Raw genomic sequence first — 24,938 nt, forward strand, 5'->3', positions numbered from 1 at the left:
TGTTACGGCGGTTATAGCGGTGGGGAAACGCCCGGTCCCATTCCGAACCCGGAAGCTAAGGCCACCTGCGCCGATGGTACTGCACTCGACAGGGTGTGGGAGAGTAGGACACCGCCGGACAATCATTCACGAAAGCCCTCTGACTACGGTCAGGGGGCTTTCGTCGTATTTGGACCAATTCAGCCGCCGGCAACGGCCGGAATAATCATCACCTCGGTCCCTTTCTGGACCGCAGTCTCCTGGCCGTCGAGAGTCCGGCATTCGTCACCGTCGACATAGAAGTTCACATACCGGCGCAGCACTCCGCGTTCATCGCGCAAGCGCCGCTCCAGCCCCGGATACTGCTCGCGCAGCACATCGAGCACCTGGCGGAGGTCCGCCCCGTCGATGTCGAGTTCCCTTGCGCCGTCGACGTACGTGCGAAGCACCGACGGCAGACAGACGCGCGCCACGGCCCTTATCCGATCACCGCGGCGCGCACACAGAGCACGTCCGGCAGCTTGTCGGCTACCAGCCGCCAGTGATCGCCTTCGTCCGCACTGCAGTACACCTCGCCGTTGCGAGTGCCGAAATAGATGCCGGCAGGGTCGGCATCGTCAGCGCACATGGCATCACGCATCACCGCCGCCCAGAACGGCACCTCCGGCAGCCCATCGCTGAGTGCCGACCAGGTCTGCCCACCGTCCTCGCTGCGGTAGACGGCGCACTTCGCATCGGGCGGAAATCGAAAGCGATCCATGTCCGCGACCAGCGGGAACGTGTAGATCACGCCGGGCTGGCGAGGATGCGCGACGATCGGGAACCCGAAGTTCGACGGCGGCAGTCCACCATCGATCGACTGCCAGCGCTCACCGGCATCGGTACTACGGAACACTCCGCCGTGGTTCTGCAGATACATCGTGTCGGGATCCGCAGCATCCAGCGTCACCTTGTGCACGCACTGCCCCCATTCCGGTAACTCGCCCGGCATGAAGTCCGCTGTGACCCCTTTGTTCGTGGGTCGCCACGATTCCCCACCATCGGTGGTCTGATACACCCCACCGGTCGACATCGCGACAGCCATTCGCCGGGTGTCCGCCGGGTGCGGAAGGATCGTGTGCAGTGCGAGTCCGCCGCCTCCCGGCTGCCACTGCGTGCGATGCGGGTGGTCCCAGAGTCCGCGGACCAACTCGAAACTGCGCCCACCGTCCTCGGAACGGAACAACGCAGACGGCTCGACTCCCGCATACACCACATCCGGCTCCGCCTCGGTCGCCGGCTTGATCTGCCAAACCCCTTGCAGCGCAGCATCTGTGTCGTCCGGAAACGCCAGCGGCGCGTCGTCCGGCTCACTCCACGTCTGCCCGAGATCGTCGCTGACCACCATCGTCGGACCGAAGTGACTGTTCAACACCCCCGCCAGCACTCGCGGCGTCTCCGATCGCGTGTCGATCGCCAACGCCTTCACATCGGCAACCGGAAACTGCGGCGGCGATACCTCCCAGGTCTTCCGCCTGTCCCGGCTCCGCGCCAGAAACAGCCCCTTACGAGTCCCTATCCCGAGCAACACGTCCATCGCAGACCTCCAGTGGTAACCGCAACGCCGACGTCCGTCACGCTACTCCGGACCACCGACAATCGGAATGTCATTCGGGTGGAAACGGGGGATGGCGAGGTTCTGCATAATATCTCCGGGTCCTGATCTCGACTCAGCGGAGGGGAGTATGAGAATGCGCGAGTTCGTCTATGCCGCAGGGTTATTCGCGGTGGCGACAATGCTGGGATGCGGGCGCTCGATCGAGGGAACTGCGACAGCAACAGACCCCGACGCCACAAATGCAAAGACGCTCGAGGGGACCTGGACCGGTTCCTACACCTGCGCGCAGGGCGCCACCGGCCTCACCCTGACCGTGCGATCGCCTGACCGCGCGGAGTTCGAATTCTATCCGCTGCCGGAAAACCCCACGGTCCCGAACGGCCGCTTCGCCATGCAGTGGCACACCGAGCCGACCCGTTTCGTCTTCCGCCAAACGTCGTGGATCGACAGACCGGGTTCCTACCGGATGGTCGACCTGATAGCCGACCGCACGGACAGCACCACAATCCTGACCGGAACAGTGACAGGTGAAGGCTGCACGACTTTCTGGCTGAGCCGCGACCTGACCTGAGCGAACAGCGCACTGAGTTTCACGGCACCGAGCGGCCGGGTGTGATTTCGGACATGGACATTTCACGGATCCGGCCTTCGAGCGGGGGAAACCGGCATCGGTGACAATTCCCCCGATTCGCGCACTGCGCTGGTCACCTGACAGGATCACGCGCGTACGCACGGAAAGGAACACAGGGGTTGACGACGGACGCGCGAGCTGAGCTGGCGAATTTCCTGCTCGGCGACCGATTCGCCTGTCTGGCGGGTCGCTCCGCCTGGCGTCAGGGCGGAATCACCCATTGCCACTACGACGTGCTCGGCGGCGCAGAAGCAGCTCGTCTGATGGCCGCTGATCTGGCGGAGTTCGTCGGCGCCGCCGACTGGAGCTCACGCAAGTTCACAAGCTTCATCGCCACCTTCGAGCAGCCTCGCGGCGTGGACGAGCTCCGCTTCGAAGAGCTCCTGTGGCAGCACCTACAGCTCCTCCACGAGGCCGACGCGGACCGCTTCGCCTGGGCGGAAGGTTGTTCCGCCGACCCCCGGTCCGAAGAATTCAAATACAGCGTCGCCGGCCACAAATTCTTCGTGATCGGCCTCCACGAAACCCACCGCCGCCTCGGCCGCCGCCCACCCTTCCCGATGCTCGCCTTCAACTCCCACGAACAATTCGCCCGCATCAAAGCCGACGGCATGTGGGACCGCCTCGCCGACAAGATCCGTAAACAGGACATCATGCTCCAGGGCGACATCAACCCGAACCTGATGGAGTACGAAACCCTATCCGAGGCCCGCCGCTACTCCGGCCGCCCCAAGCCCCTCGACTGGCAGTGCCCGTTCAGCGCCCGTCCTGCAGCGGAAGAATCCGGCCCGGCCGAGGTCCAGCGCGCCTATATCTGACGGAATAGTGTGGCGAGAGTGCCCACGACACTGCTGTTCTGCTGTGACCCACTGAGCCCGCGAAAGGTCGACGACCATTTCGCCGAGCAAGCGGCCACCGCCCGAGCCGCCGGCGCGGCTGTCGCGCTGCTGGACCATGACGCGCTGCTGGCCGGGCAGACCGCCGCGGCCGTCAGCCGCGTGGCCCGGGACAGCGGAGAGCTGTGGTACCGGGGCTGGATGATTCCGTCGCAACGATATCGCGAACTGGCCCAAGCGCTTTCATCGCGCGGCTGCAGCCTGGCGGTCGCGCCGGACCAGTACGCCTCAGCTCACGAATTGCCTGGCTGGTATCCCTCATTCGAGGAATTGACGCCGCGAACCGTGTGGTCGCCGTCAAGGCCTGGCGAGATCCCCAATGAATCGGCGCTCGCACAGTTGGTCACGCCCCTCGGTGACGGAGCGGGAATCGTCAAGGACTACGTGAAATCCCGAAAACACGAGTGGGACACCGCCTGCTACATCCCCGATCTGCGCGATTCCGCCAACCTGAGACGGGTGGTCGAAAATTTCGTCGAACTACAGGGCGAGTTCTTGGCAGGTGGTCTCGTGCTGCGGCAATTCGAAGACTTCACCGATACGGCAGACACCCCCGCATCGGAGGCCCGAGTCTGGTGGCTCGACGGCGAACCCATCCTCATCGGCCCGCATTCCGACAACCCGGCAGCCCACGTCGAACCGGACCTGACCACAATAGCGCCGGCGGTCTCCCGCCTCGGTTGCCGCTTCATCACCACTGACATCGCTCGTCGCGTCGACGGGGTATGGCGGGTGATCGAAGTCGGCGACGCCCAGGTCAGCGACCTGCCCTCAACCGTCGACCCCGCCGCGCTGATCGGTCCGCTCGTCAAACCCTGATCGAGGTGAGCCAGGACGGCAGCGGTTCGCGGGCGGCGAGCCAAGCCTGGGGTACTCCGTTCGCCGTGCCGATTCCGGTATACGCGGCGACGATCCCTCCGGTGATCGCGCAGGTGGTGTCGATGTCACCGTCCGCCTCGATGCACGCGGTGACAGCAGCCGGGTAGTCGTCCAAATATGTTGCGGCGGACCACAAGGCGAAGGGCACGGTGTCCTGTGCCATCACTCGCGATCCGTTGCCCAGTTCGTGTGCGGCTTCGGCAACAGTGGCGCCGAGCAGCTCACGCGCCCGGTAGATGCCATGCGTCGTCTCGCCCGGTTCGAGCCGTTCCAGGACGGCGGTGAGGAATCCTGTGGCGGTGGGCTGAGCTTGGATGCAGCGGACGTAAGCGGCCTGCCCGGCCGCAACGGCCACGGCGACCGCCCCGAGCACGCCGTCGGGGTGCATGTGCGTCACCTGGGCGGACCGTACTGCTTCGGTAACAGCTCGTCGCGGATCGTCCCAGTAGTAGGCGCCGAGGGGCGCGACCCGCATAGCCGCGCCGTTGCCGCAGGAACCACGACCTTCGAAGGTGGCTGCGGATGTCTCGCGCCAGGGCGCTCCGTTGCGGATCCGACGAAGCGTCGTGACCGTCGCATGCCCGTAGTCGCGTTCCGGGGAGAACCGGCGCGCGAACTCCGCGGCGAGGCGATCCTGGTCGACGTGCTGGTGACGCCGCAGTTCGGCGGCCAGCACGCACGCCGTCTCGGTGTCGTCGGTCCAGTCCCACGGAGCCTGTGGCGGCCTACCCGACCGAAGGTCCGGAAGTGACCTGCCCATGATGAAGAACTGGGCCCCCAGTGCATCGCCGACCGAGAGCCCCTCGAGCGAAGCGAGCATCGGTTCCACACGATCATCGGAAGTATTCGACCGCCATCTCCATCGCATCACCGGATCATCGTGTCAGGAGCCTCGTCCGATCCGGAAGCGGTCTGTTTTGCGTCTGTATAAGTGAAAGGACCTGGGGCGAAGCGGCTTCGGTGCAGATCGGTAAGGGGAAGACATGTCCAATCTCGATGAACGGATGAGGCTGGCGGTCGAATGGTTCGAGCGTTACCAATTCTCCGATGGGGCAGGTGGGGCCGGGTGGGGCTGGATTCACGACGTGCCACCGAATCCGCAGAACACGGCCGAGGTTGTGTGCGCGTTGGCCGCGGCGGGGATCCCGGTGCCGCGGGCCGACGAAGTGCTGCACCTGGTGCGCAGGCAACGCATCGTGCCGCCCACGGCAGGCGCGGGCGAATTCACCGGGCCGATCGACATCGCGTGGCAGTTGCGGGCGATGCATTGTCTCGGCGTGCCGGACACGGATCCCGATGTGGCCGAATGTATTCGGCGGCTCATCGAGGAGCAGGACGCGGAGTCGGGCGGGTACCGGATGTCGGGGTCGATCGGTCCGGTGTCGCTCACCGCGACGTCCGCCGCGATGCACGCCCTCGCGCCCTATGTGGCGGCGAACGAAGAGGTCGCCAGGGTCACGCTGCGTGGTGTCACGTTTCTGGCGTTGACGATGCTGTCCGACGACGTCCGCGCCGAACCGCTGTATACCGCTGCGCACATCGTGTCCGTCCTGGCCCGTTCGGAATTCGCGTCGGTCGGTGGTAAACGGGCGCGGAGAGCGTCGGAATTGGCGATCGAACGGATCCTCGACTCCCTGGCCGACGGTGTGAATTGCAATGGGGACGAGTACTTTCTGCGCGGCGACATCGCACATACGTGGCGTCATCTCGGCCTGCATTCGGCGGTAGGTGCCCTGCTCGGCGCGGACGGCAAGTTGATCTTTCATCCGGCGGTTCGTGCCGCACTGACTTCGCTGTTCGAATTGCAGGAGATGTCGGTGCGGCTCCCGAGTCGTGGTGGGTTCAGGACGTCGAGTGAGGGTTTCGTCACCGCTTACTCGACGACATCGGCATTCGAGGCGATGGTGCACGCCCGGGCCGCGGTCGGCGAAACAGCCAATCCCGGAAAGATTTTCGATCTGATCTGCCGAGCGGACGGTGCGCATCACAGCGACGGGCAGGTGCTGGCGAAATGGGGACGGCAGCGGTTGATCATGAACAGCTTTGCCGGCTTCGCGGTCTTCCTCTTGGCTATGACAGCAGGACTGACCATTGTGGCCCATGGTGCGGAGCTGAATGCAAGGTACGAAAATCCGGACTGGCCGGTGAAGCTGGCAGCAAGAGCGCTCGTGATCTGGGGGACGACGGTGATCGCTTTCGGCACGCTCACCTGGCTCACCAGTCGTTTTCCCGCGTCGTCGTCGCGGGTGGTTGCGGCGGCCGTCTTCGGCGGGTTCACTGCTGTGGTGCTGCCCATCGTGACCTATGCGATTTGACCGTAGCCCGGTCCTCCTACACCCGCGCGTCGCCGTGGATCATGCTCACGGCGACGCTGGTGTGGGGTGCCTCGAGCGCCGCGTTGGCAGCCGTTGAAGGCGCCCTGACCTCCTCGGCGCTGGTTGCCGCGGGCGGTGGCGCGACGTTGCTGCTCATCGCGGGAGTTCGTCGTCAAGGTCCGCTGCGAATCCTGATGGAATCGCCGGCTCTCTACCTGCGGCTCGGCGCGCTCGAAGCGGCCAACCTCATGCTCTTCGTCGCCGCTCTGAAATGTGGCCCGCTGCCCGTTGTCGTTGCGCTGCATCTCATTGCGCCGTTGCTATTACTCGCCACCGAGATCGTGCGGGGTAGACGCCTGCTCACGCCGCTGGTGGCGCTCGAGTTTCTATTGGTCGGTGCTGCGGTGGCGGTTGCGGTGCCGGGTAGTTCAGCTGAAATCCGAATGGACAGAGCGCTCTTGGGTTGCGTATTGGCGGTCGGCAGTGCGGTGTGCGTCGCGATGCTTGTCAGCCTGATCGCCCGCGAGTCGGCACAACGGCCGACGATCGCATCAGCGGGTTGGCAACTGGTCGTAGCCGGGTTCCTCGGCGCCGCACTGATATTCACCGATCCACCCGACCCGCGCACAGCCGGTTCACTCGTACTCGTCGGCGCCCTACTGCTCGCCCCGGGATTTGTGCTGTATTGGCGCGGGCTGCGCGGACTCGACGCCACGAAAGCCAGCATCATCGGCCTCAACGAAGCGGTCTTCGCCGCAGTGGTGAGCGCGATATTCACCGATACACCGATCACTCTCGGCGCGGTGGTCGGCGGCGGGCTCGTCCTCAGTGCTGTTGTGCTGGACGATAAGTCGAGGCAGCTTCCCTAGCGGCCTCGACGAACGCGACGCAGGCAGCCTCGGATTTGTCGCCTTCGGCGTCGTCGACTCCGGAGTTGACGTCGACACCGAAAGGTTTGACCGCGTCGATCGCCGCACGAACATTGTCCGGATCGAGCCCACCGGCCAGGACTACCCGCTTGCCCCGATCCTTTTGCGACTCGACGATTTTGTTGCTGATGCGCCAATCATGGGTTTGTCCTGTGCCGCCGAGGCGGTCCGGTGTCCGCGAATCGAGCAGGATCACGTCGCAGTAATCCGCGACTGCCTCCACATCGGCAAACGCGCCTTCATCGAGAACATGCACCGCCCGAATGATCTCGCGGCGTCCGTCGGTGCGCGCATACACCTTTCGCAGACTCTCCGTGCTCACCAAACCGTGAACCTGAATCGCGTCGACGCCGATGCGATCGGCGAGAGCCAGGATGTCATCGGCATCCTCGAGATGAGTCACCAGCACGCGCTTCACCGGCACCGTGAGCTCGGCCACCAGCGCGGACAGCTCCCCAGCCTCCTCCGCGCTGATCTCGTCCTCGCTTAAGGCAGTAACGCCGCAGATGAAGCCCACGGCATCAGGCTTGGCGCGTAGAGCCCGGCGCAGATCGCCTGCTGACCTGATACCACAGATCTTCACCTGAACGGACTCTGTCATGCCGCCCAGCCTAGTGACGTCGCAGGCTATCCAGCCACCTGGGAGGGCTGAATCTCGGATGCTGTTCGACACTATCCGCCGGTGCTGATTCGACCGCGGCTCGTCGATGAACCAGTGCGGCTGTCAGCGTCGTTCACTGGGCTGTTGGACCGCGATCCCCGCGAGAAGAAGGGCACGAACAATGGCTGGCCGGTCCGGTGGTTCGTCGCCTGGAGTCTCCGGGCGCAGCACGTCGACCAGCCGATCAGGGGTCAGGGACCGTGTCTCAGCATCGGACAGAATGCCCTCCGCGCCGAGCCTGCCCGCCGACTCCAGCAGACGCACAGACAGCTCGTCGAGCACTTGCTCCCTCTCGATGAACAGGCTCATCCCGCAGCTCAGACCGTCGTCTCGGAGATCCTCGGGATAGGGCGCACGGGCCCAGGCGCCATCCTCGAACCAGTAGACACAACCCAGCTCGTACCCGGCGATCCGCTCGCGCAGTTCATCGAACGGAAGCCAGTCCGGCCCACCCGCCAGCATGTCGATCGGCGGCTTGTGCCACTTCACCCCGCTCGATTCGTCCTCTCCATAGAGCACGAACCGCCCTTCGCCGACCCGCGACATGGCCCACCAGGTGCAACCACCGTCTTCGTAGTGAAGGCCATCGTGATCGACCCACATGCCAGTGCGATAGGTGCTTGCCTCGGCCTCGGTGGTTGCGTCGATCGCGGCCAATAATGCCCACCGAGCCCACAACACGTCAGCTGGCGGAATGTCCCCGGGCAGCCCCGGAGTGTGAATTGGCATCATGCACCTTGCAATTGGGTGAAATTCGACGGGCCGCATATTCGACGGCGGCCTTTCGTCAGACGGGCAGCCGGTAACTCGTGAATGCCTCACCGGCCTCCGTCGTCGTACCGACAGTCCCGCCCAGCGTCAGCGTGACGAAGCGCAGTAGCTGGTGCTCATCGATCCCGCTGGATCCCGCCCGGTTCACCGCGTTCAACAGCAGATGCGCGATCCGGTCCGGATCGTTGTCCCACTCATCTTTCTCATAGCCGAAGTCGACTGTGAGCCCATGCTTTCGGCGAAGTTCGCCGGCGATGTCGGCGATCGCGTCGAACCTGGTCGAGCCCGTCCGCAAGCAGTGCAGACCTGATCCTTCGGCGTACCACCGGCATCCCGGTGGCGGATTCTCGGAGATCGCGCGCACCTGCGCTTCATCGTTGCTCCAGTCGAAGAACAGCGTGAATGCGTGCACCCTCGCGCCGCTCGCATCTACGAGGACGAGGTCTTGGCCGATCTCGTACCAGCGTCCGGGGTCTACCAGCCGGGCAGCGTCGAATGCGGCGGAACGGAGGTCGTCGACAACCGCCTCGGCACCGCTGGGGACGCGGACGACCCATCCACTCTCCACGGGCGTGATCGTCACAATGTCTGGCACTGAACAATCCTTGCACGACGGGTGGGTTCGATGACCGCAGGACAGCCGCGGTCCCGCCCTCAATGCTCCCGACCTTCGGATCGCCCATGACCTGCCGAAATCGCTACCGGCTCAGCCTGTCGATTTGTAGCGCCGAGGACCTTCCAGACGATAGCGTTTCAAGGGCTGATGGTCAGGGCGAGGAGTGGCGGTGCGGGGCGTGGTGGACGATACGGATCTCGTAGATCGCGCGGCGCGGTTGTTCAGGTTCCTCGCTCGAGTGCAGGGCGTGGGGGTGACGAGGGTCCAAGATGCTGCCGACCTAGGCGTGATCGAGTGGCTCGGTGCAATACCGGACCATCCCTCTATCCGGTTCACGCCGAACAACGCCGACGCCCCATTTCTCTTGCTGGACAAGGTGCGTCGAACTCCGGCTGTCGACGCACCTGAGGTAGCAGTCCGGGCTTGGTTGGCACCTGGCCGATTGGACGACCCCGATGACGAGCCGTCTTTGCTTCAGCGTCGACTGGACGGTACAGGTACTCGGACGTTGCTGTTGAGCGACCATCCGAACGTTGTGGAGGAGTTCGACGCCTGGCTTGCTCGATGGCGGGAATGGGCGGCTGGGGCGCACATCGAGGAAGCAGCGCTGCGCCTGTACCGCACCGTCTACCAGATGTATTCGGACGTGAATGCCTCGGCGGAATCCAAGGAAGCGGTGCTCGCGCTCGGCTGCCTGGTCTGGCGCAGGCCAGGATGGGGAACTGCCCGCCGCCATGTGCTGACCTTGCCGGTCAAGCTTGATTTCGACACCGATTCGGGGCGGTTGACGGTACAGGTGGACCGTGATGGCGGCCGGGCCGCGGTGGAACTCACCGATTTCCTGGATCCGTCCGAGATCGCTGATCCGGGTCTGCTCCGAACGGCCGAACGTGAGCTCGTCGACGAAGGACTCGAACCGTTCGATCGAGCGACGATCGCCGGACTGATGCGCCGCCTGCTCCACAGCCTCGGTCCTTCGTCGAGCTTCCGAGACGAGGACGTGCCCGCCACGGCCACTGACGAGCCGGTCGGCTTCTATGCCCCCGCGCTGATCATGCGGTCGCGCGGCAAGCGGGGCCTGACCAGGGTTCTGGACTCGATTTCCGACCGGATCCAGGACCAGCGGGAGGTGCCGAGCGGGATTCGAAATCTGGTCGACCCCGCCTATGCGCCGACCATGGTCAGGTCCGAGGAGAGCGGCGCGATCGTTCGTGACGGGGACGATTGCTTCTTGCCGCTGCCGTTGAACAGCGTGCAGCTCCAGATCCTCGAGCACGTCGATTCGCATGCGCACACGATCGTGCAGGGACCGCCCGGCACGGGCAAGACGCACACCGCCGCCGCGCTGATCACCCACCTGCTCGCCCAGGGCAAACGCGTGCTTGTCACCGCCCACACCGATCGTGCGCTGGAAGAAGTTCGCGGCAAGTTGCGCGAAGAGATGCGTGGGCTGTGCGTCTCGGTGGCCGGTGCGTCACGCGACAATTTCGACGATCTGAAACGTGCCATGGAGCGCATAGCGCAGGAAGCCGACCGCCACAACCCGCATCGTGCCCAGACAACGGTGAAAGCTGCGCAAGCCCGCGTTGCCGACCTGCGCGCTGAGCGGGCGGATATCCGGAAACAACTGCTGCGGCTGCGCGAAGCCGAGGTGGTGCAGCACCAGTGCGGTAGATATCGGGGGACGCTTACCGAACTGGTGACGCGCCATCGGGACGAAGCCTCGCGTTTCGACTGGATCACCGCTCTGGATCCGGTCGAACCCGGCACCGCGCTGCCGGTCTCGGCGGCGGACGTCGCGCAGTGGCGGGCGCTGCTCCTGGATTGCGCGCTCGATGACTCCGAAGCAGGGGCACCGGACCTGATCACCACTCATGATGTTCCGCCGGTCGATCAGATTGCACTGTGGTCCGAACGACTGCTGCAGGCCGAGGCGCGCGTCAGGTCCTGCTCGGAACAGGGTGCGCCACAGTGGACAGAGCGCATTGCCGCGTTGAATCTGCCGACGCGTGCGGAATTGCTGGCGATGGTACGGCGGCTGGACCGGGAGTTGGGTGACCTCGCGGCGAGTCGAGACGCCTGGGTTCGAGAAGCCTTGGCCGACATCAGTCTTGGGCGCGCCGCCCTGTGGCAGGACCGGGCGATGCGCCTGGCCGGTCTCACCCAGCCGGCGCAGCAGTTGGTCGCACAGGTCGGAATATCGCAAGTGCGCGTGAACGGTGGCGATACCGCTGCCATGGTGTCGCTCGCCGAAGCTGTTCGCGCGCATATCGAGACGGCTGGTCCGCTCAAGGTCGGTGCGGACGGAATGCCGAAGGCCGGTTTCGCGTTCGGTAAGAGCCGGGTGCTCAAGGACGCGGCGCCGTTGTTCGAGCACGTCCGGGTCGACGGGCGGATCCCGACCACGGCCGAGCAACTCGATGTATTCCTGCGTTTCGAGGAGATCGAACGACTGCTCGGGCAGCTCGACGAGGTGTGGGTGGGAACTCCGGCCATGCCTGTCACCGGGAGTCCGACGATCCGGCTGACGTGGCATCGCGAACATGCCGAACAGTTGAGGCGGTTGCTGAGCTGTGGCGCCGAGCTGGCCGAGGCAGGCAGGCAACTGCGCACCTTCGGCCTCCCTGAACCGGACTGGGCCGACGCGAACGCGCGCAAGCCGATCTTCGCGTCGTTCGAGGCCGTCACCGCGATCGACGAAAGACGAGCAGTACAACATCTTTTCGATACGGTGTCGGTCAAGCTGAATGCTGTGCGATTCCAGCCGCACGCGACGGCGAATCTGCAAGAGCTGCATGCCGCGATAGAACGCGGCGATGTCGAAGCCTACCGTCGCGCCTATCAGCGCCTCGGTGAACTGAACACGGTGCGGCGCAGGTTCGTTCATCGACACGAGCTCGGGGCGCGAATGGCATCGTTGCCGCGCCTGCGGGACGCGATCGCGGCAACGGCTTCCGATCCCGCGTGGGACAACCGCCTCGCCGAGATCGAAAATGCCTGGGAATGGGCAGGTTTGGGCCGATGGCTCGCGGCGCACGAAGACGACACCGTCAACGAGCTGTTCGGTCGGCTCGACGACATCGAGGCGTCCTTGCGCAACGAGGCATCCGAGCTCGCGGTGACCAAGGCCTGGGACTACGCGGTCGGACCCGAGCGGCTCACCGCGAACACCAGGGTGGATCTGCGTCAGTACGCCCAGCTGGTCCGGCGCCTCGGCAAGGGCACCGGCGCGCACGCGGATCGCCGTCGTGCCGAGATCCGGGAGACCCTGGCTCGTTGCCGCTCCGCGGTACCGGTATGGATCATGCCGATCTACCGGGTGGTCGAGCAGCTCGACATCGAACAAGACATGTTCGACGTCGTCGTTGTCGACGAGGCCTCACAGGCGGGTGTGGAGGCGGTGTTTCTGCAGTACCTCGCGCCACGGATCGTGGTGATCGGCGACAACCGTCAGGTTTCGCCGTCCGGTGTGGGCGTGAAGATCGACACCGTGAACGGGCTCGGCGAGCAATTTCTGGCCGACAACCTGCACCGGGCCACGTGGACCGACCCCAAGCGGAGCCTGTTCGACGAGGCCGCGATGCGCTTTCCGTCGCGGCTCACCCTGCTCGAACACCGCCGCTGTGTGCCCGAGATCATCGGCTTCTCGAACAAGATCGCCTACGAAAAAGACGATGTGCGTTTGGTGCCCGTGCGGTTGTACGGTGTCGATCGGTTACCGCCGATCCGGACCGAATACGTCCCCGACGGCGTCAGCACGCCGGGCAATGTGAACGAGATCGAAGCCGATCGGATCGTCGCCCGCATCCTGGAGTGCTTGGCCGATTCGCGATACGACGGGAAGACCTTCGGGGTGATCTCCCTGCTCGGCACCGCGCAGGCGGAAGTCATCTGGAAGAAGATGCTGGTCAAGGTGTCTCCGGAGGAGATCGACCGGCGTCGGCTGCGCTGTGGCGACGCGGCCGACTTCCAGGGCGCCGAACGGGATGTGATGTTCCTGTCGATGGTGAAGTCGGCCGGACCGGAGACCAGGCTGGTGGCCCGAGCCGACGAATCGGCGACCCAGCGGTACAACGTCGCGGTGTCGCGTGCGGCCGATCAGCTGTGGTTGTTCCACTCGGTCACCGCCGAGCAATTGAAGAATCCGGCCGACCTGCGCTACCAACTGCTCGACTACTGCCGAACGATCGAGACCGCGCCGCCGGAGATCACCACCGGGGTTTCGGAGCCAGTCCCCGAGAACAGGCCGGTGGCACCTTTCCGTTCGTTGTTCGAGCAATGCGTTTTCAACCGGATCGTCGGTCGCGGCTACCGGGTGGTCGCACAGTACGACGTCGGCGGACACGGGCTCGACATGGTGATTGTCGGAGGCCATATCCGGGTCGCTGTGCAGTGTGACGGCGACAGGTGGGCGGGGCCGATCGAATACCAGCGGTCGATGGCGTGGCAGCGTGATCTGCAACGGTGTGGTTGGCCGTTCTTCCGAATTCGGCAGTCGCGCTTCGTGTCCGATCCGGAGTCGAGCCTCGAGCCACTGTGGCAACTGCTCGACGAGGTCGGCCTGACGCCGGTGTCGGCCGAGGACCTGGTGCAAGCCGATGCGGCACCGATCGCGTCGGCGACGAGTGTCGGAACCGCTGAGCCGGTGATACAGCAGCCTGTCGTGGATCCGCTGGCCGACTTCGATTGGCGCAAACCGGAACCCGATGCCGGGGCTGGCGAAAACGAGCAAGTCTGTCCAGTCGAGGAGAACGTCGACATCGACGTCCCGATCGAGCCTCCGAACGCCGCCCCCGCACCCTCTGTTGTCACGGAAGAAGCTGGTGAGCAAGAATATTCGGCGTTCAATGGATTGGTGTCACCGCTGTCTGCCGCGTCGCCGATCGAGACGGTCGTGAGTGATCTGCTGCGCGTTGTCGAGGTGGAGGGCCCCGTGACCGCCGGTCGTCTGCGTTCGGTGTTCTTTCGCAACGTGGCGGACGACGACGAGCGAGGTGGCAGGGCAGCGTTGGACCGTGCACTGTCGGTGGCTGTCGAGCGTGGCGAGCTGATCGTGGACGACTTTCTGGAACTACCTCAGCCGCAATGGTTCACCTACCGATCACCGAGCCAACCGGAGGTGCGACGGCGGACGCTGGGAGCCCGTTTCATCGAGGAGGTGCCGCCGCGCGAACTCGCCCGAATCCTGGCCGATGCTGCTGAGACGACCGGTTGGGGCGACCGGCGTGGACTGATGCAGACAGCCGCGAGCGAGCTGGGTCAGGCGCAGTTGACCGATCGGGCCATCTCGATGTTCGCCCTGGTGCTTTCGAGCGCGCGTACGGCGCCCGCCGGATGAGGTGAGATCAGAGCAGGCCCGAGGGTGTTCGCCCGCGGAGGAACGCGGCGATCTGGATGAGCCGGTGCGGCGGCACGGTGAGCGTACCGACCCGCGACATCACTGACCGCAATTCGCCCACCGGATCATCGGATCCGGCCGCCCATTGTGCGATCGCCGCTGCGGCCTGCTCACGTGTCGCCCTCGTGCCGCCCACGGCTGCCGACACGAGCAGCAGGTCCTCAGTGGGTTCGCCGAGTGAGCGGTAGGTCAGCAGCCCGGCGTCGGCCGCGGCTTGGACTTCGTCGAGCAGCTCACGAGGATCGGTGACCCCGATCAGGTCGCCCACTTCGTCTCCGGTGGCAACGAATTCGAGTTTGGTCAACTGGTCCAGCAGGTCGGCGTACTCGGGCACCGCCTCGGCCATGTCCTCGACAGAGTCATCGTCGTCGGGATCGTGCGTGTCGGCACCTTCGCTGTCTGCGTCGTCGTGCGCCACCAGATGAACCCCGGATGGCGCGGCCGCTCCGACCGCATGGTCTTCTGCCGCGACGGCAGCTGCCTGACCGGCCCATTCGGTCAGGAACTGCGTCAATCCGGCGACATCCGTGCGCACAGTGTTGTCTGCCAGTCGATGGGCAACCGACAGGAAGGAACCATCGACGCCGGCGGCCGGATCTTCGATGGATCCGACCACGTAGGCGATGACGATGACGTGGGGCCGGCCAGCATGGGCAGAAGTCACGACGCGACCCAGCCGCCGGATCATCTCGGTGCGGTCGTGGCTGCGGGCGAGGAACAACCCGAGTTCGGCGTGCGGCACGAGCACCGTTTCGTCGGGCACGCGTTGTTCGACGAGCACCCGCACCGACCGTTCACGCAGGCCGGCCGACAGCGCCGATCGCTGCTCGGGCCGCAGCGCGGGGCCCGAGATGGCGGCGGTAACTCCGGCGGAACTCAGAATCTGTACCACTGTCCCCGCCGCCACCGCTCGGCCGGCGAAAACCACGGTCTGGGTATCGCGGAGTACGTCGATCGGCAGCGAGCGGACGAGGTCCATCTTCGCCCGGCATTCCGCCAGCAATGTCGCCCGGTCGCCGAGCGCTTGCACATAGCGGTTGGCATGGTGGGCCCCGGAGCCACGGCCTTGCCGGAGCTGTTCGACGAAAACGTGGAATTCCTCGGAGCGATCCGGTGCGCCGTAGCTGCCGGTCAATGTGTCGATCTCGCGCTCGACCAGTGATTGTGCCTGATTGAGGCGGGCACGTTCTTTGGGCGTCAGCTCGACACCGACCTGCACGACCGTGACCGGCGCGAGATGGCCGTCCGCGCGGGCACGCGGGTGATCACAGCCGGCGATCACGGAGCCGAAGTAGGGGAGAAGCACCGAGTCGACGGTGCGATCCCCGGGCGGGAGGGCATCGGTGAAGCCGAGCCGGTGTGGGAAGCGCTCCGTCAATGCCGTCGGCCAAAAGCCCGCGCCGTATCGATGCAGGTCATCGACGATCAGCAGGGCCCTGTGGTGATCGAGGTCGGCGGTGCGCAGGCGCGCCACTGTGTTGGCGGTGAGCACCGCTACGTGCCAGGTTCGGCTCGGCATAGCGAGGCTGCCGATCCGGCACGACGGCATCGTCTCTTCCATCGTTGCGAGCCAGCGTTCACGGGCGGCGTCGTCGGGGACTACGGCAACGACCGGGCTGCCTGCCTCGACCGCTTCCGCCGCGGCTCGCACACCGAGCACGGTCTTGCCCGTACCCGCCACGGCCTCGACGATGCCTCTGCGGCCCTTACGGTTCCACTCGTCGTAGGCAGCCTGTTGCCACGGGCGCAGCACCCTCACACCCTCCTCGCCAGGCCCGAACGGGGCCTCCGCTGACGAGGGTAGCGGCTCGAAATCAGCAGCTTCGGTCTGCGCCCGGAAACTTCCGATCGGTGAGATGATGAGAATCGGTTGATGGAGGTTTGCCAGGCGCCCGAAATGGGTAGCAGGCGCGGTGTGGAGGGGGTGTGGCACGAATGGCCGAGTCGTTCGTGTGGGTCCAGGCCGGCGACGAAGAATTCGCTCGCGCCAGGCAGTTGGAGCGGGTGTCACTGTTCGTCGAGCTCAACTTGGACCACGACGAAATCGTCCGGACCCGCGACCTGTTCGGCCAGCTCATCCGGGATCACCGACGCACCCACGGTCTTGCCCGGTTGATCGACCGGTTTCCCGCGCTCACCCTGACCACCCTGATCGGGCATGCGGGTCTGTCCTATGAGCAGGGGAAATACTGGGAGAGTTTCTGGGCGGAACTGGCGATGGAGCGCGAGCAGGAGTTCGAGAACCTGCTGCGGACCAAGCTCACCTCGCTGCTGCGCAAGTTCAAGCTGCGCGAATTCCCGGAGATCAGCAACCAGCAGTACGTGCAGACCATGGCGGTGCATGCCGGAGTCCCGGTGCACTGCCTCAACGACCTGGTCGACGTTATCGAACAGCACATTTCGCTCGGACGTGAACCGAGTGGTGCTGCCGTGTTCGAGTGGCTCACCCAGCCCGGTCTCGAGTACCGGATGAACCACCTCGATGTTCCCGTCCGCAACTTCCTGCAGTTCGGTGGTGAGGCCGCTGTCGACATCGTCGACCGGATCATCGAGTTCGCCGAATACGCCCGCGAGCATCCGGAGGTCGCCAACGACCTCGATCTCGATACCTCGACCACCGGGCTGCCGAGTGTCATGCTCGAAGCGTTGATCGACCGGTTCGAGGAGCGGCCGTTCGGGTCGAGCACTGCCGAGTCCGGTCGGGTCGGTCGATCACGCCTACCGGTGATCGCCTATTCGCGATCCGATGACCAAGTCGTCGTCGAGGTTCCGTTTCCGGACCGGGGCTCCGAATTTCCGTGGTTGGTTTCTTTCGACGGCGACAGCACTGAGGTGTACGCCGAACGAGGTTGGGGCCTGAGTGAAGGCGAGGTGCACCCGCCGACTCAGGTTCGGGTCCCACATCGAGTGCGCGAAGTGGTCCTGCGCCATGACGCCTCCGAGGCGCATCATCGGATTTCCTTGGTGGACAAGGACAATCCGCTCTTGCTGTTCGATCACAACGGCAAACCGATCTCCCGGCATCTCGCCCTGCCGCGTGGCGAGGTGATCGGTGTCCATCCGGCGACCGCGTCGCTGGTCGACGGGCACAGTGGGGCGCCGGTGTCGTTCACAGCCGAAGCTGTCCCCGCGGGCTGGCGCGACTGGCGAGCACGGGTCTACGACCTGGCGGCGGTCGACTCGGTGCGGTTGCGTCGGGATCACCTTCTCGGCCCGGTGCAGCAGGTTCGCCGGGTCGGTGCCGCCCGACTCGATCTAGCCGACCCGGTCGAAGGGGTCTTCACCAGATCGGGCTTGCCGGTGTACAGCGAACGGCCCGCCGTAACGCTGCCCGTCGCAGGTGCCGAGCCGGTTGCCTGGCGCGTGCGGGTGCGCCAGTCGGGGACCACCGATTGGCTGGCCGACGACGAATGGGAATCGGATACCGAACTCACCGAGCTCGACCCGTTCGACGGTCTCGCGCCGGGCCTGCTCGGCATGTTCGACATCGTCATCAGTGGGCCACTGGGGCAAGACATTCGACACAGCATGTTCATGGTGGAAGGGCTCTCGGTCGAGCACGACAGCATCTTCCGCATACCGACCCCGGACGGATTGTCCCCGGCGGCGACCGTGCTCGAGATCGCGCCGCCGTTGGCCCTCGACCGTGCGTTCGTCGAGTTTCCCAGTGCGCAGCGTGATTCGGAGTTTCGGGTATCAGCAGGGCAGACGGTCGAACGCCTGGTCCTTCGTCCGCCACATATCGAGTTCCGGGTCGACGACATCGGCGCCGCCGCCCGCTGGCGCACGGTCGCGCCGGTGCTGACCGTCGACGATCTCACCGAGCACCTGATCGTGGCGGTTCGAGTCCCCGGCGATGTCGAAGTCGACATCGCACTGTCGGATTCGGTGGGCCGGATTCGGCAGACCGAGGAGCCACAGGTCAACCGCGACAATCTCTTCCAGGTGTCGAGCCGGACCTTTGCCGACACCGCGCGCTCGCTGCGCACCGCGACACTGCTGGCCCGGATAGATACCCCGGACGGTCGGACCACTCAGGTCACCGTGGCCCGTGTGCAGCCGCGCCTGCTGTGCTCAGGACTCCGGTTGGACGGCGGCGTGCTGGTGTTCGAGGGCACCGACAGCGACGACCTCGCCGCGTTCGTCTGGCCGGAGACCGCGCCGTGGCGGCCACCGACACAGGTTGAGATCGTCGAGGGAAAGGCGCGCCTGCCCGCCGAATTCGTCGATGCTGGACCGCTGACCGTGCAGGTTTTCGTCGATGATCCATGGGCGGTGATCACCGCCCCGAGCCGCCCTGACGATACGGCGTACCACGTTCCGCAGCACGGCTGGCTGCAGGATTCGGACCCGGCACGCACAGAGCTGGCGAAATTCCTGGCCGGGGCGGGGGGTCCGCCCGTCTCGGGCAGTGCGCTCGCCGAGGTGTGGTCCGCTTACGCGAACTGTTACTCCGACAGCTCGCTCAGCCCGCTGGTTCGCGGTGGACTGCTGCGAGTTCTCGCGGCCGATCCTCGAAGCTCACTCGAGGCGTTGGAACGCAGCGCTCTTCCGCAGGCCCAGCTTCCAGCACTGCTGATCCGTACCGGGCTGGTGGACAAGGATTTCAGTTCGTACTTCCGCCTGGGTAAGCACGCCAATCCATGGCTCGGCTGTCTGATCGATATCGCCGACCTTCCGAATGTCGTGTTGCAGTCGGCCGAGGAGAGTGCCGAAGCGCTTCGTGCCGACCTGGCCACGCAGGGCGGTCCAGCCCTGGTCGAGCTGCTGTCGGGGAAATTGCGGGAGGTCTACACCGGCTACTTCGAGCGAAACACCATCGGGATGCACCGCATGGCGCCGGAGCAGATCGCCGCGCTCAGGGACGCGTGTGAGATCGTGCCCGGGGCGTTGCTTGATCCGGATACCCGAAGGGCTGCGATGTTCGAGGCGTTCGCCCGGCGGCTCGACTGGCAGTCCGATCCGGCCTCGCATGCCATGACCACCCACTCGGCTGCGTTGACGACCCCCTTGCGACGGGCCTCGCCGTGGGTATACGACGTGGTCAAAGCGCGCAGTGATGCGCTGACAGGGGTAGACACCAGCGAATTCCCCTGGATGCTGATGTCGATGCAGTCGCTGCTGTTCGCTGTCGTCGCCCGGTTGCGGGCTCGCTCGCTGATGTCGCATCCGGCGTTCACCGCGCCCATGCGGCAGTGCTGGGCCAGGCTGGCCGAATTATGTCCAGGACTGGTCGCTGCCGACCTGCTGATCGCCGATGCGCTCGCGTCCTACGTTTTGCACCACGATGTCATCAACAAGATCGGAGACCATCGGTGACCGACAGGCTGGATCCCCTTGCCGCCAGTGCCGACATCGAAGCAGGCTACAAACGCTATCTGAAAACGTTGCTGGCGTCGCGTGATCCGGCGCTGGCGAGCGCGTTCGACCAGGCGGTGGACGAGACCTCGCTGCTCACGAAGGGGCCGATGCTCGAGCTGACGCCCCCGTACGCACCGGGTGCGTCGCTGCGGTCACTGATCTCCGAGGGCGTATTGCACCCCGGCTTCGCAGAGTTCGGCGCAACCATCGAGCTGGACCGGGCGCTGTATGCGCACCAGGAGACAGCCGTTCGCAAGGTGGCGAGTGGCCGCAACCTGGTCGTGAGCACCGGCACTGGTTCGGGTAAGACGGAGAGCTTCCTGCTTCCGATCCTGAACTCTCTCATCGCCGAGAAGTATGCGGGCACACTCGGGCCAGGTGTTCGCGCCTTGCTGCTGTATCCAATGAACGCGCTGGCCAATGACCAGCTCAAACGCTTGCGGGGACTGCTCGCAGCAACCCCGGAGATCACTTTCGGACGCTATACGGGCGAAACCAAACGGCACCGCGCCGCCGCCGAGGCCGGCTACCACGCGATGTTTTCCGGTGCCGAGCGCCTGCCGAACGAGTTGCTCAGCCGAGAGGAGATGCGCGACAGCCCGCCACACATCCTGCTCACCAATTACGCGATGCTGGAGTATCTGCTGCTGCGCCCGCGTGACTTGGAGCTTTTCGATGGAAAGCACCAGGACACTTGGCGATTCATAGCGCTCGACGAGGCTCACGTCTACGACGGCGCGCAGGGATGTGAAGTCGCGCTACTGCTGCGCAGACTCCGGGATCGGGTTGCCGGCGGGCGGTCGCTACAGTGCATCGCCACGTCGGCGTCGTTGTCCGGAACCACGCCCGAAGCCCAGGGGATCGAGGCGACGGCGTTTGCGCAGAAGTTGTTCGACGTCCCGTTCGAGTTCGTGGCCGACGACCCGAGTCGTCAGGATCTGGTGACCGCCACCCGGATGCCCAGCCGTCCACCGGCGACCTGGAAGATCGACGACGACAAGCTGCTGACCTTGGCCGCGCCGGGTGCCGACCTTACCTGGATCGGTACGAAGGTGCCCTCCGGTGACATCGTGGACGCACTGCACAGCGAACGCCGGATCGCCGACCTCGAAAGTTACGCGGCGGCCGGACCCCAAAGCGTCCGTGAGCTCGCCGCGAAGTTGTGGCCGGACGACGCCCAGGCCCCACAGAAGCTCGAAGCCCTCGTCGCACTGGGTTCGAAAATTACCGACGAGACGAAGAAGCCGGTGTTGTCTGCGCGCTACCACCTGTTCGTCCGGGCGACGGAGGGCGCCTTCGTCAGTTTCGACGACAACGGCCCCACTGTATTGCTCGGCCGTCACGAGGTTGATCCGAATACCGGACGCGCGGTTTTCGAATTCGGTACCTGTCAGCGGTGCGGTGCTGTGCATCTCGCCGGGCAGCGGGAGCTGGTCGACGGCCGCGAGTACTTCCGCCCAGCCAAGGGGGAGAGCAAGGTGAGCTGGTTGGTGGTGACCGACAGCGACACCGGCGACCTCATCGACGAGGATGACGAAACTCTCGACGAGCAGCAGAGCAGCGCCGCAGGCACCGGCACCGGCACGCTGTGCACCGGATGTGGTGCGCGCGGGAGTTGCGCGCCGAAGTGCCCAGGCGGCCGGGTATTGCGGGTCCGGGAGCATCGTGCCGCCGCACGGGTGATGAGCAAGTGCACCGAGTGCGGTGCGCGGTCACGGCAGGTGATCCGGCGGCTGCGGACCGACACGAATGCCGCGCCTGCGGTCATCACGACCGCGCTCTACCAGCATCTTCCGGAAGCTGCGGACGGTACGGCGGATTTCGTCGGCGGCGGGCGGAAACTGTTGATGTTCTCCGACTCGAGGCAGGCAGCGGCCTTCGCCGCTCCCTATCTCGAGCAGACTTATGGCCGGATGCTGGAACGGCGCTACCTCACCGAGGCGCTTGGCCAACCGAAGAATGCCGGTGAGGCCCTGTCACCTGATGACTTGGCTGCTGATGCGAAAGCCATGGCGGTGCGCGCGCAGCACTTCGAGGAACGCGCCACCCGCGCCACGATCATGCGCGCGGTCAACCCCTGGGTGATGGCAGAGCTGATGGCGATGGACCAGCGTCAGTCGCTGGAAGGCCTCGGGCTCATGGCGGTTTCATTGTTCCGGTCCCGAAATGCCGAGATCCCGAAGGGATTCCGCAACCTGGGGCTCAGCGATGACGAGGTATGGGCCTTGCTGAACGAGCTCGTGAAGTCCATCCGGCTGCAGGGCGCGATGAGTCTGCTTCCCGAAGTCGACATCACACTGCCGATCTTCGAGCCTCGTGCCAGCCGGATCCGAATCCGTTCGCGGGATTCGGATCGGGATCGTCGTATCATCAGCTGGCTTCCTGGCGGCAGGCCGGGCACTGCGAACAACCGTATCTTGTTCCTGCGCAAGGTCCTTGCCGAATTGGGCAGGTCGGAACCGGCCGAAAAGGTGCTCGACGCATGCTGGAACTTTCTACTGCAGAACAAGTATTTTCTCGAAGAGAGCGACCGCGTTGCCGGTGTGCTGTACCAGCTGGACCAAGACCAGCTGCGGATCCGTCGTGGTGCCGACTGTGAATGGTTCCAGTGCGGGGCATGCCGCCGGATCACCGTCCACAATGTGCGCGATCTGTGCCCCCAGGGCAATTGTGACGGGCGGCTCGCGCCCCACGCGATTCCGGACCGCGACGAGGACATCAATCACTATCGGACCGCGTACCGGTCGTTGGCCATGTTGCCGCTGTCGGCGCGTGAGCACACCGCGCAATGGGAGGCCACCGCGGCCGCCGACATCCAACGACGATTCATCTCCGGCGAAGTGAATGTCCTGTCGTGCTCCACGACATTCGAGCTCGGGGTCGATGTCGGCGATCTGCAATCGGTGATGTTGCGCAACATGCCGCCGAAAACGGCGAACTACGTGCAGCGGGCAGGTCGGGCCGGGCGTCGCGCCACGTCGGCCGCACTCGTGGTCACCTACGCCAAGCGCAGTTCACACGATCTGTCGAAGTTCCAGAAGCCGGAGTCGATGATCGCCGGAAAGATGCGAATTCCGTGGATTCCCATCGACAACGACCGAATCGGCCGTAGACACGCCCATTCTGTCGCGTTGGCCGCCTATTTTCGTGACTGCTATGACAAGGAGGGCCGCGAGTGGGCCACGGCCGGTGAGTTCTTCACGCCGGAGAATGATGAGACCGAGTCGGCGGCCGCTCGAGTACGCCATTTTCTGACTCCTGTCCCCGATGCTGTTCGAAGCTCCCTACGGGCTGCATTGCCTGCCCACGTGCAGCGTGAGATCGGGGTGGAAACCGACGCCTGGGTCGAACATCTGTGTGCCCAACTCGCCGATGCGGAACACGACATCCGCACGGACATCGCGACTTTCGAAGACCTGATCCAACAGGCCATCGACGCGAAGAACCTGGCGCTCGGCAGTCGTCTGCAGAAGACCCTGCACACTGTCCAAGGTCGCCAGCTGCTCGGATATCTCGCCAACAAGAACGTCCTGCCGAAGTACGGATTTCCCGTCGACACCGTGGAACTGCGCACTACCCATTGCGAAGGTACCGTCGGCGCCAAGCTCGAACTCGCCCGTGACCTCGGGCAGGCGATCTACGACTACGCACCGGGTAACCAGGTGGTCGCGGGCGGCAAGTTGTGGACTTCGCGCGGTCTGCACAAACTGCCGAAACGGGAGCTGGAAACGCTGCAGTACCGCGTATGCAAGGAATGCAATCACTTCGAGTCAGGGCATGTGCTCGACCCGTTGTCGACCTGTCCGAACTGCCGGGCAGAATTCGACGCGACGAAAACCTGTGTTCTGCCGGAGTTCGGCTTCGTCGCCGATCGAAAGCCCGAGGATGTGAAAGCTGAAGCGCCCCAACGAGCATGGTCGGGCGCCAGCTTTGTGGAGACGGTCGGCGAGGGTTCGGAACCGGTTGTCTGGCCATCGAAAGACGATATGCAAGTGTGGGCGCGGTCGGGTACGCGCGCCAAACTCGCTGTGATCGGCGAAGGAGCGGGCAACGGATTCCGGCTGTGTGCTTGGTGCGGCTGGGCCGAGCCGATCAGGTTCGATCGCGCGCCGAGCAAAACACATGAGCGTCCGGCGACCGGTAGTCCGTGTGGTGGACCGCTCGATCAGGTCAACCTGGCCCATCGTTACGAAACCGACGTCGCGGAGTTCACTTTTGCGGACTTCCATTACACAGAGTCGGAAGACAAGTGGTTGTCGGTGCTGTACGCCCTGCTCGAAGGTGCTTCGGAGGCGTTGGAGATCAGCCGCGACGACATCGACGGAACGCTGTCCTGGAGTGCCGACCACCGTCGAAGCATCGTGTTGTTCGACACCGTGCCTGCCGGCGCGGGGGCGTCGAAACAGATTGCCGCGGAACTAGATCGAGTGTTGCGGGTCGCCGCGCAACGGGTCGCCACGTGTGACTGCGGTATCGAGACCTCGTGCTATGGCTGCCTGCGGTCCTACCGCAACGCCAGGTTCCATGATCAGCTGACCAGAGCGGGCGCGCTGGAAGTGTTCCACCAGCTCGGACTGGCACCCGAAGTCACCGATCTGTCGGTCGACAAGGCACCGGAATCCTGGGACGAGGACCCGCTGTATTCCTCCCAGGCCGTCCGGGACCTGCTCGCGGAGCTGCAACAGGCCGGTGTTCCCAAGCCCGAGGTCGGGATCGAGGCCGGACGGGCCTACTGGATGGTCGACATCGCCTGGCCGGCGGAGAAGGTCGTGGTCGTCGAAGGCGTGGACGACGATCGCGATTCCGGCTTGGCGGCTGACGGCTTCCGGGTCGTGCGGGTGGATGAGGCCGACGTCGACGAGCTGGCTGCGATCTTGGCCGGCGTGTAATGCCGCCGGGGCAGCG

At 65.0% G+C, this 24,938-nt stretch carries 16 protein-coding genes and 1 rRNA gene; 9 read left to right on the forward strand and 8 right to left on the reverse strand.

What is annotated here, in order from left to right:
• Positions 1-3: 3 nt before the first annotated feature.
• Positions 4-120: ribosomal RNA gene (gene rrf / locus LDL21_RS26000) — 5S ribosomal RNA — on the forward strand.
• A 59-nt stretch (positions 121-179) separates the two neighbouring features.
• Here rrf and LDL21_RS26005 read toward each other — a convergent pair.
• Positions 180-452, reverse strand: coding sequence for a MoaD/ThiS family protein (locus LDL21_RS26005; RefSeq protein ID WP_174550364.1), 273 nt, complete (start codon positions 450-452; stop codon positions 180-182).
• Positions 453-457: 5 nt separating this feature from the next.
• Positions 458-1,555, reverse strand: a complete 1,098-nt coding sequence (locus tag LDL21_RS26010; RefSeq protein WP_225282129.1) for a WD40/YVTN/BNR-like repeat-containing protein — start codon at positions 1,553-1,555, stop codon at positions 458-460.
• 154 nt (positions 1,556-1,709) lie between these two features.
• Here LDL21_RS26010 and LDL21_RS26015 point away from each other — a divergent pair, with 154 nt between their 5' ends.
• From LDL21_RS26015 to LDL21_RS26025, 3 genes are all read left to right on the forward strand, one after another.
• Positions 1,710-2,147, forward strand: coding sequence for a hypothetical protein (locus LDL21_RS26015; RefSeq protein WP_067643231.1), 438 nt, complete (start codon positions 1,710-1,712; stop codon positions 2,145-2,147).
• A gap of 179 nt (positions 2,148-2,326) precedes the next feature.
• Positions 2,327-3,025, forward strand: a complete 699-nt coding sequence (gene gntA, locus LDL21_RS26020) for a guanitoxin biosynthesis heme-dependent pre-guanitoxin N-hydroxylase GntA (protein WP_225282130.1) — start codon at positions 2,327-2,329, stop codon at positions 3,023-3,025.
• 18 nt (positions 3,026-3,043) lie between these two features.
• Entirely contained in the window at positions 3,044-3,922 is an 879-nt protein-coding gene (locus LDL21_RS26025; RefSeq protein ID WP_225282131.1) for an ATP-grasp domain-containing protein, read from the forward strand.
• Here the strand turns inward: LDL21_RS26025 and LDL21_RS26030 are convergent.
• The gene (locus LDL21_RS26030; RefSeq protein WP_225282132.1) at positions 3,912-4,802 is read right to left on the reverse strand and encodes an ADP-ribosylglycohydrolase family protein; all 891 of its coding nucleotides are present in this window, start codon (positions 4,800-4,802) and stop codon (positions 3,912-3,914) included. The genes LDL21_RS26025 and LDL21_RS26030 overlap by 11 nt on opposite strands.
• A 163-nt stretch (positions 4,803-4,965) precedes the next feature.
• Between LDL21_RS26030 and LDL21_RS26035 the strand changes: the two genes are divergently transcribed.
• A complete protein-coding gene (locus LDL21_RS26035) occupies positions 4,966-6,297 on the forward strand; it encodes a hypothetical protein (protein ID WP_225282133.1) in 1,332 nt (443 codons plus the stop codon).
• Positions 6,298-6,313: 16 nt separating this feature from the next.
• On the opposite strand, the gene LDL21_RS26040 is transcribed toward LDL21_RS26035, so the two are convergent.
• Entirely contained in the window at positions 6,314-6,454 is a 141-nt protein-coding gene (locus tag LDL21_RS26040; RefSeq protein WP_225282134.1) for a hypothetical protein, read from the reverse strand.
• Here LDL21_RS26040 and LDL21_RS26045 point away from each other — a divergent pair.
• The gene (locus tag LDL21_RS26045; RefSeq protein ID WP_225282135.1) at positions 6,444-7,166 is read left to right on the forward strand and encodes an EamA family transporter; all 723 of its coding nucleotides are present in this window, start codon (positions 6,444-6,446) and stop codon (positions 7,164-7,166) included. The two genes, LDL21_RS26040 and LDL21_RS26045, sit on opposite strands and share 11 nt — an antisense overlap.
• Here the strand turns inward: LDL21_RS26045 and LDL21_RS26050 are convergent.
• From LDL21_RS26050 to LDL21_RS26060, 3 genes are all read right to left on the reverse strand, one after another.
• Positions 7,123-7,827: a phosphoribosylanthranilate isomerase gene (locus LDL21_RS26050; RefSeq protein ID WP_225282136.1), complete on the reverse strand. Its 705-nt coding sequence runs from the start codon at positions 7,825-7,827 to the stop codon at positions 7,123-7,125. The two genes, LDL21_RS26045 and LDL21_RS26050, sit on opposite strands and share 44 nt — an antisense overlap.
• Positions 7,828-7,950: 123 nt before the next feature.
• Positions 7,951-8,544: a hypothetical protein gene (locus LDL21_RS26055; protein WP_225282137.1), complete on the reverse strand. Its 594-nt coding sequence runs from the start codon at positions 8,542-8,544 to the stop codon at positions 7,951-7,953.
• Between the two features lie 130 nt (positions 8,545-8,674).
• Positions 8,675-9,253, reverse strand: a complete 579-nt coding sequence (locus LDL21_RS26060; protein WP_225282138.1) for a hypothetical protein — start codon at positions 9,251-9,253, stop codon at positions 8,675-8,677.
• Between the two features lie 535 nt (positions 9,254-9,788).
• Between LDL21_RS26060 and LDL21_RS26065 the strand changes: the two genes are divergently transcribed.
• The gene (locus LDL21_RS26065) at positions 9,789-14,612 is read left to right on the forward strand and encodes a PDDEXK-like endonuclease domain-containing protein (RefSeq protein WP_225282139.1); all 4,824 of its coding nucleotides are present in this window, start codon (positions 9,789-9,791) and stop codon (positions 14,610-14,612) included.
• Positions 14,613-14,619: 7 nt separating this feature from the next.
• On the opposite strand, the gene LDL21_RS26070 is transcribed toward LDL21_RS26065, so the two are convergent.
• On the reverse strand, positions 14,620-16,683 hold the full coding sequence (locus LDL21_RS26070; protein ID WP_308017171.1) for a DEAD/DEAH box helicase: 2,064 nt from the start codon (positions 16,681-16,683) through the stop codon (positions 14,620-14,622).
• Here LDL21_RS26070 and LDL21_RS26075 point away from each other — a divergent pair.
• A complete protein-coding gene (locus LDL21_RS26075) occupies positions 16,608-19,991 on the forward strand; it encodes a hypothetical protein (RefSeq protein WP_225282140.1) in 3,384 nt (1,127 codons plus the stop codon). The genes LDL21_RS26070 and LDL21_RS26075 overlap by 76 nt on opposite strands.
• Complete coding sequence (locus tag LDL21_RS26080; RefSeq protein ID WP_255675562.1) at positions 19,892-24,922, forward strand: DEAD/DEAH box helicase; 5,031 nt, start codon at positions 19,892-19,894, stop codon at positions 24,920-24,922. Before LDL21_RS26075 ends, LDL21_RS26080 begins: the two co-directional genes overlap by 100 nt.
• Positions 24,923-24,938: the final 16 nt, after the last annotated feature.

This window comes from Nocardia rosealba (assembly GCF_020216065.1).
Classification (GTDB): Bacteria; Actinomycetota; Actinomycetes; order Mycobacteriales; family Mycobacteriaceae; genus Nocardia; species Nocardia rosealba.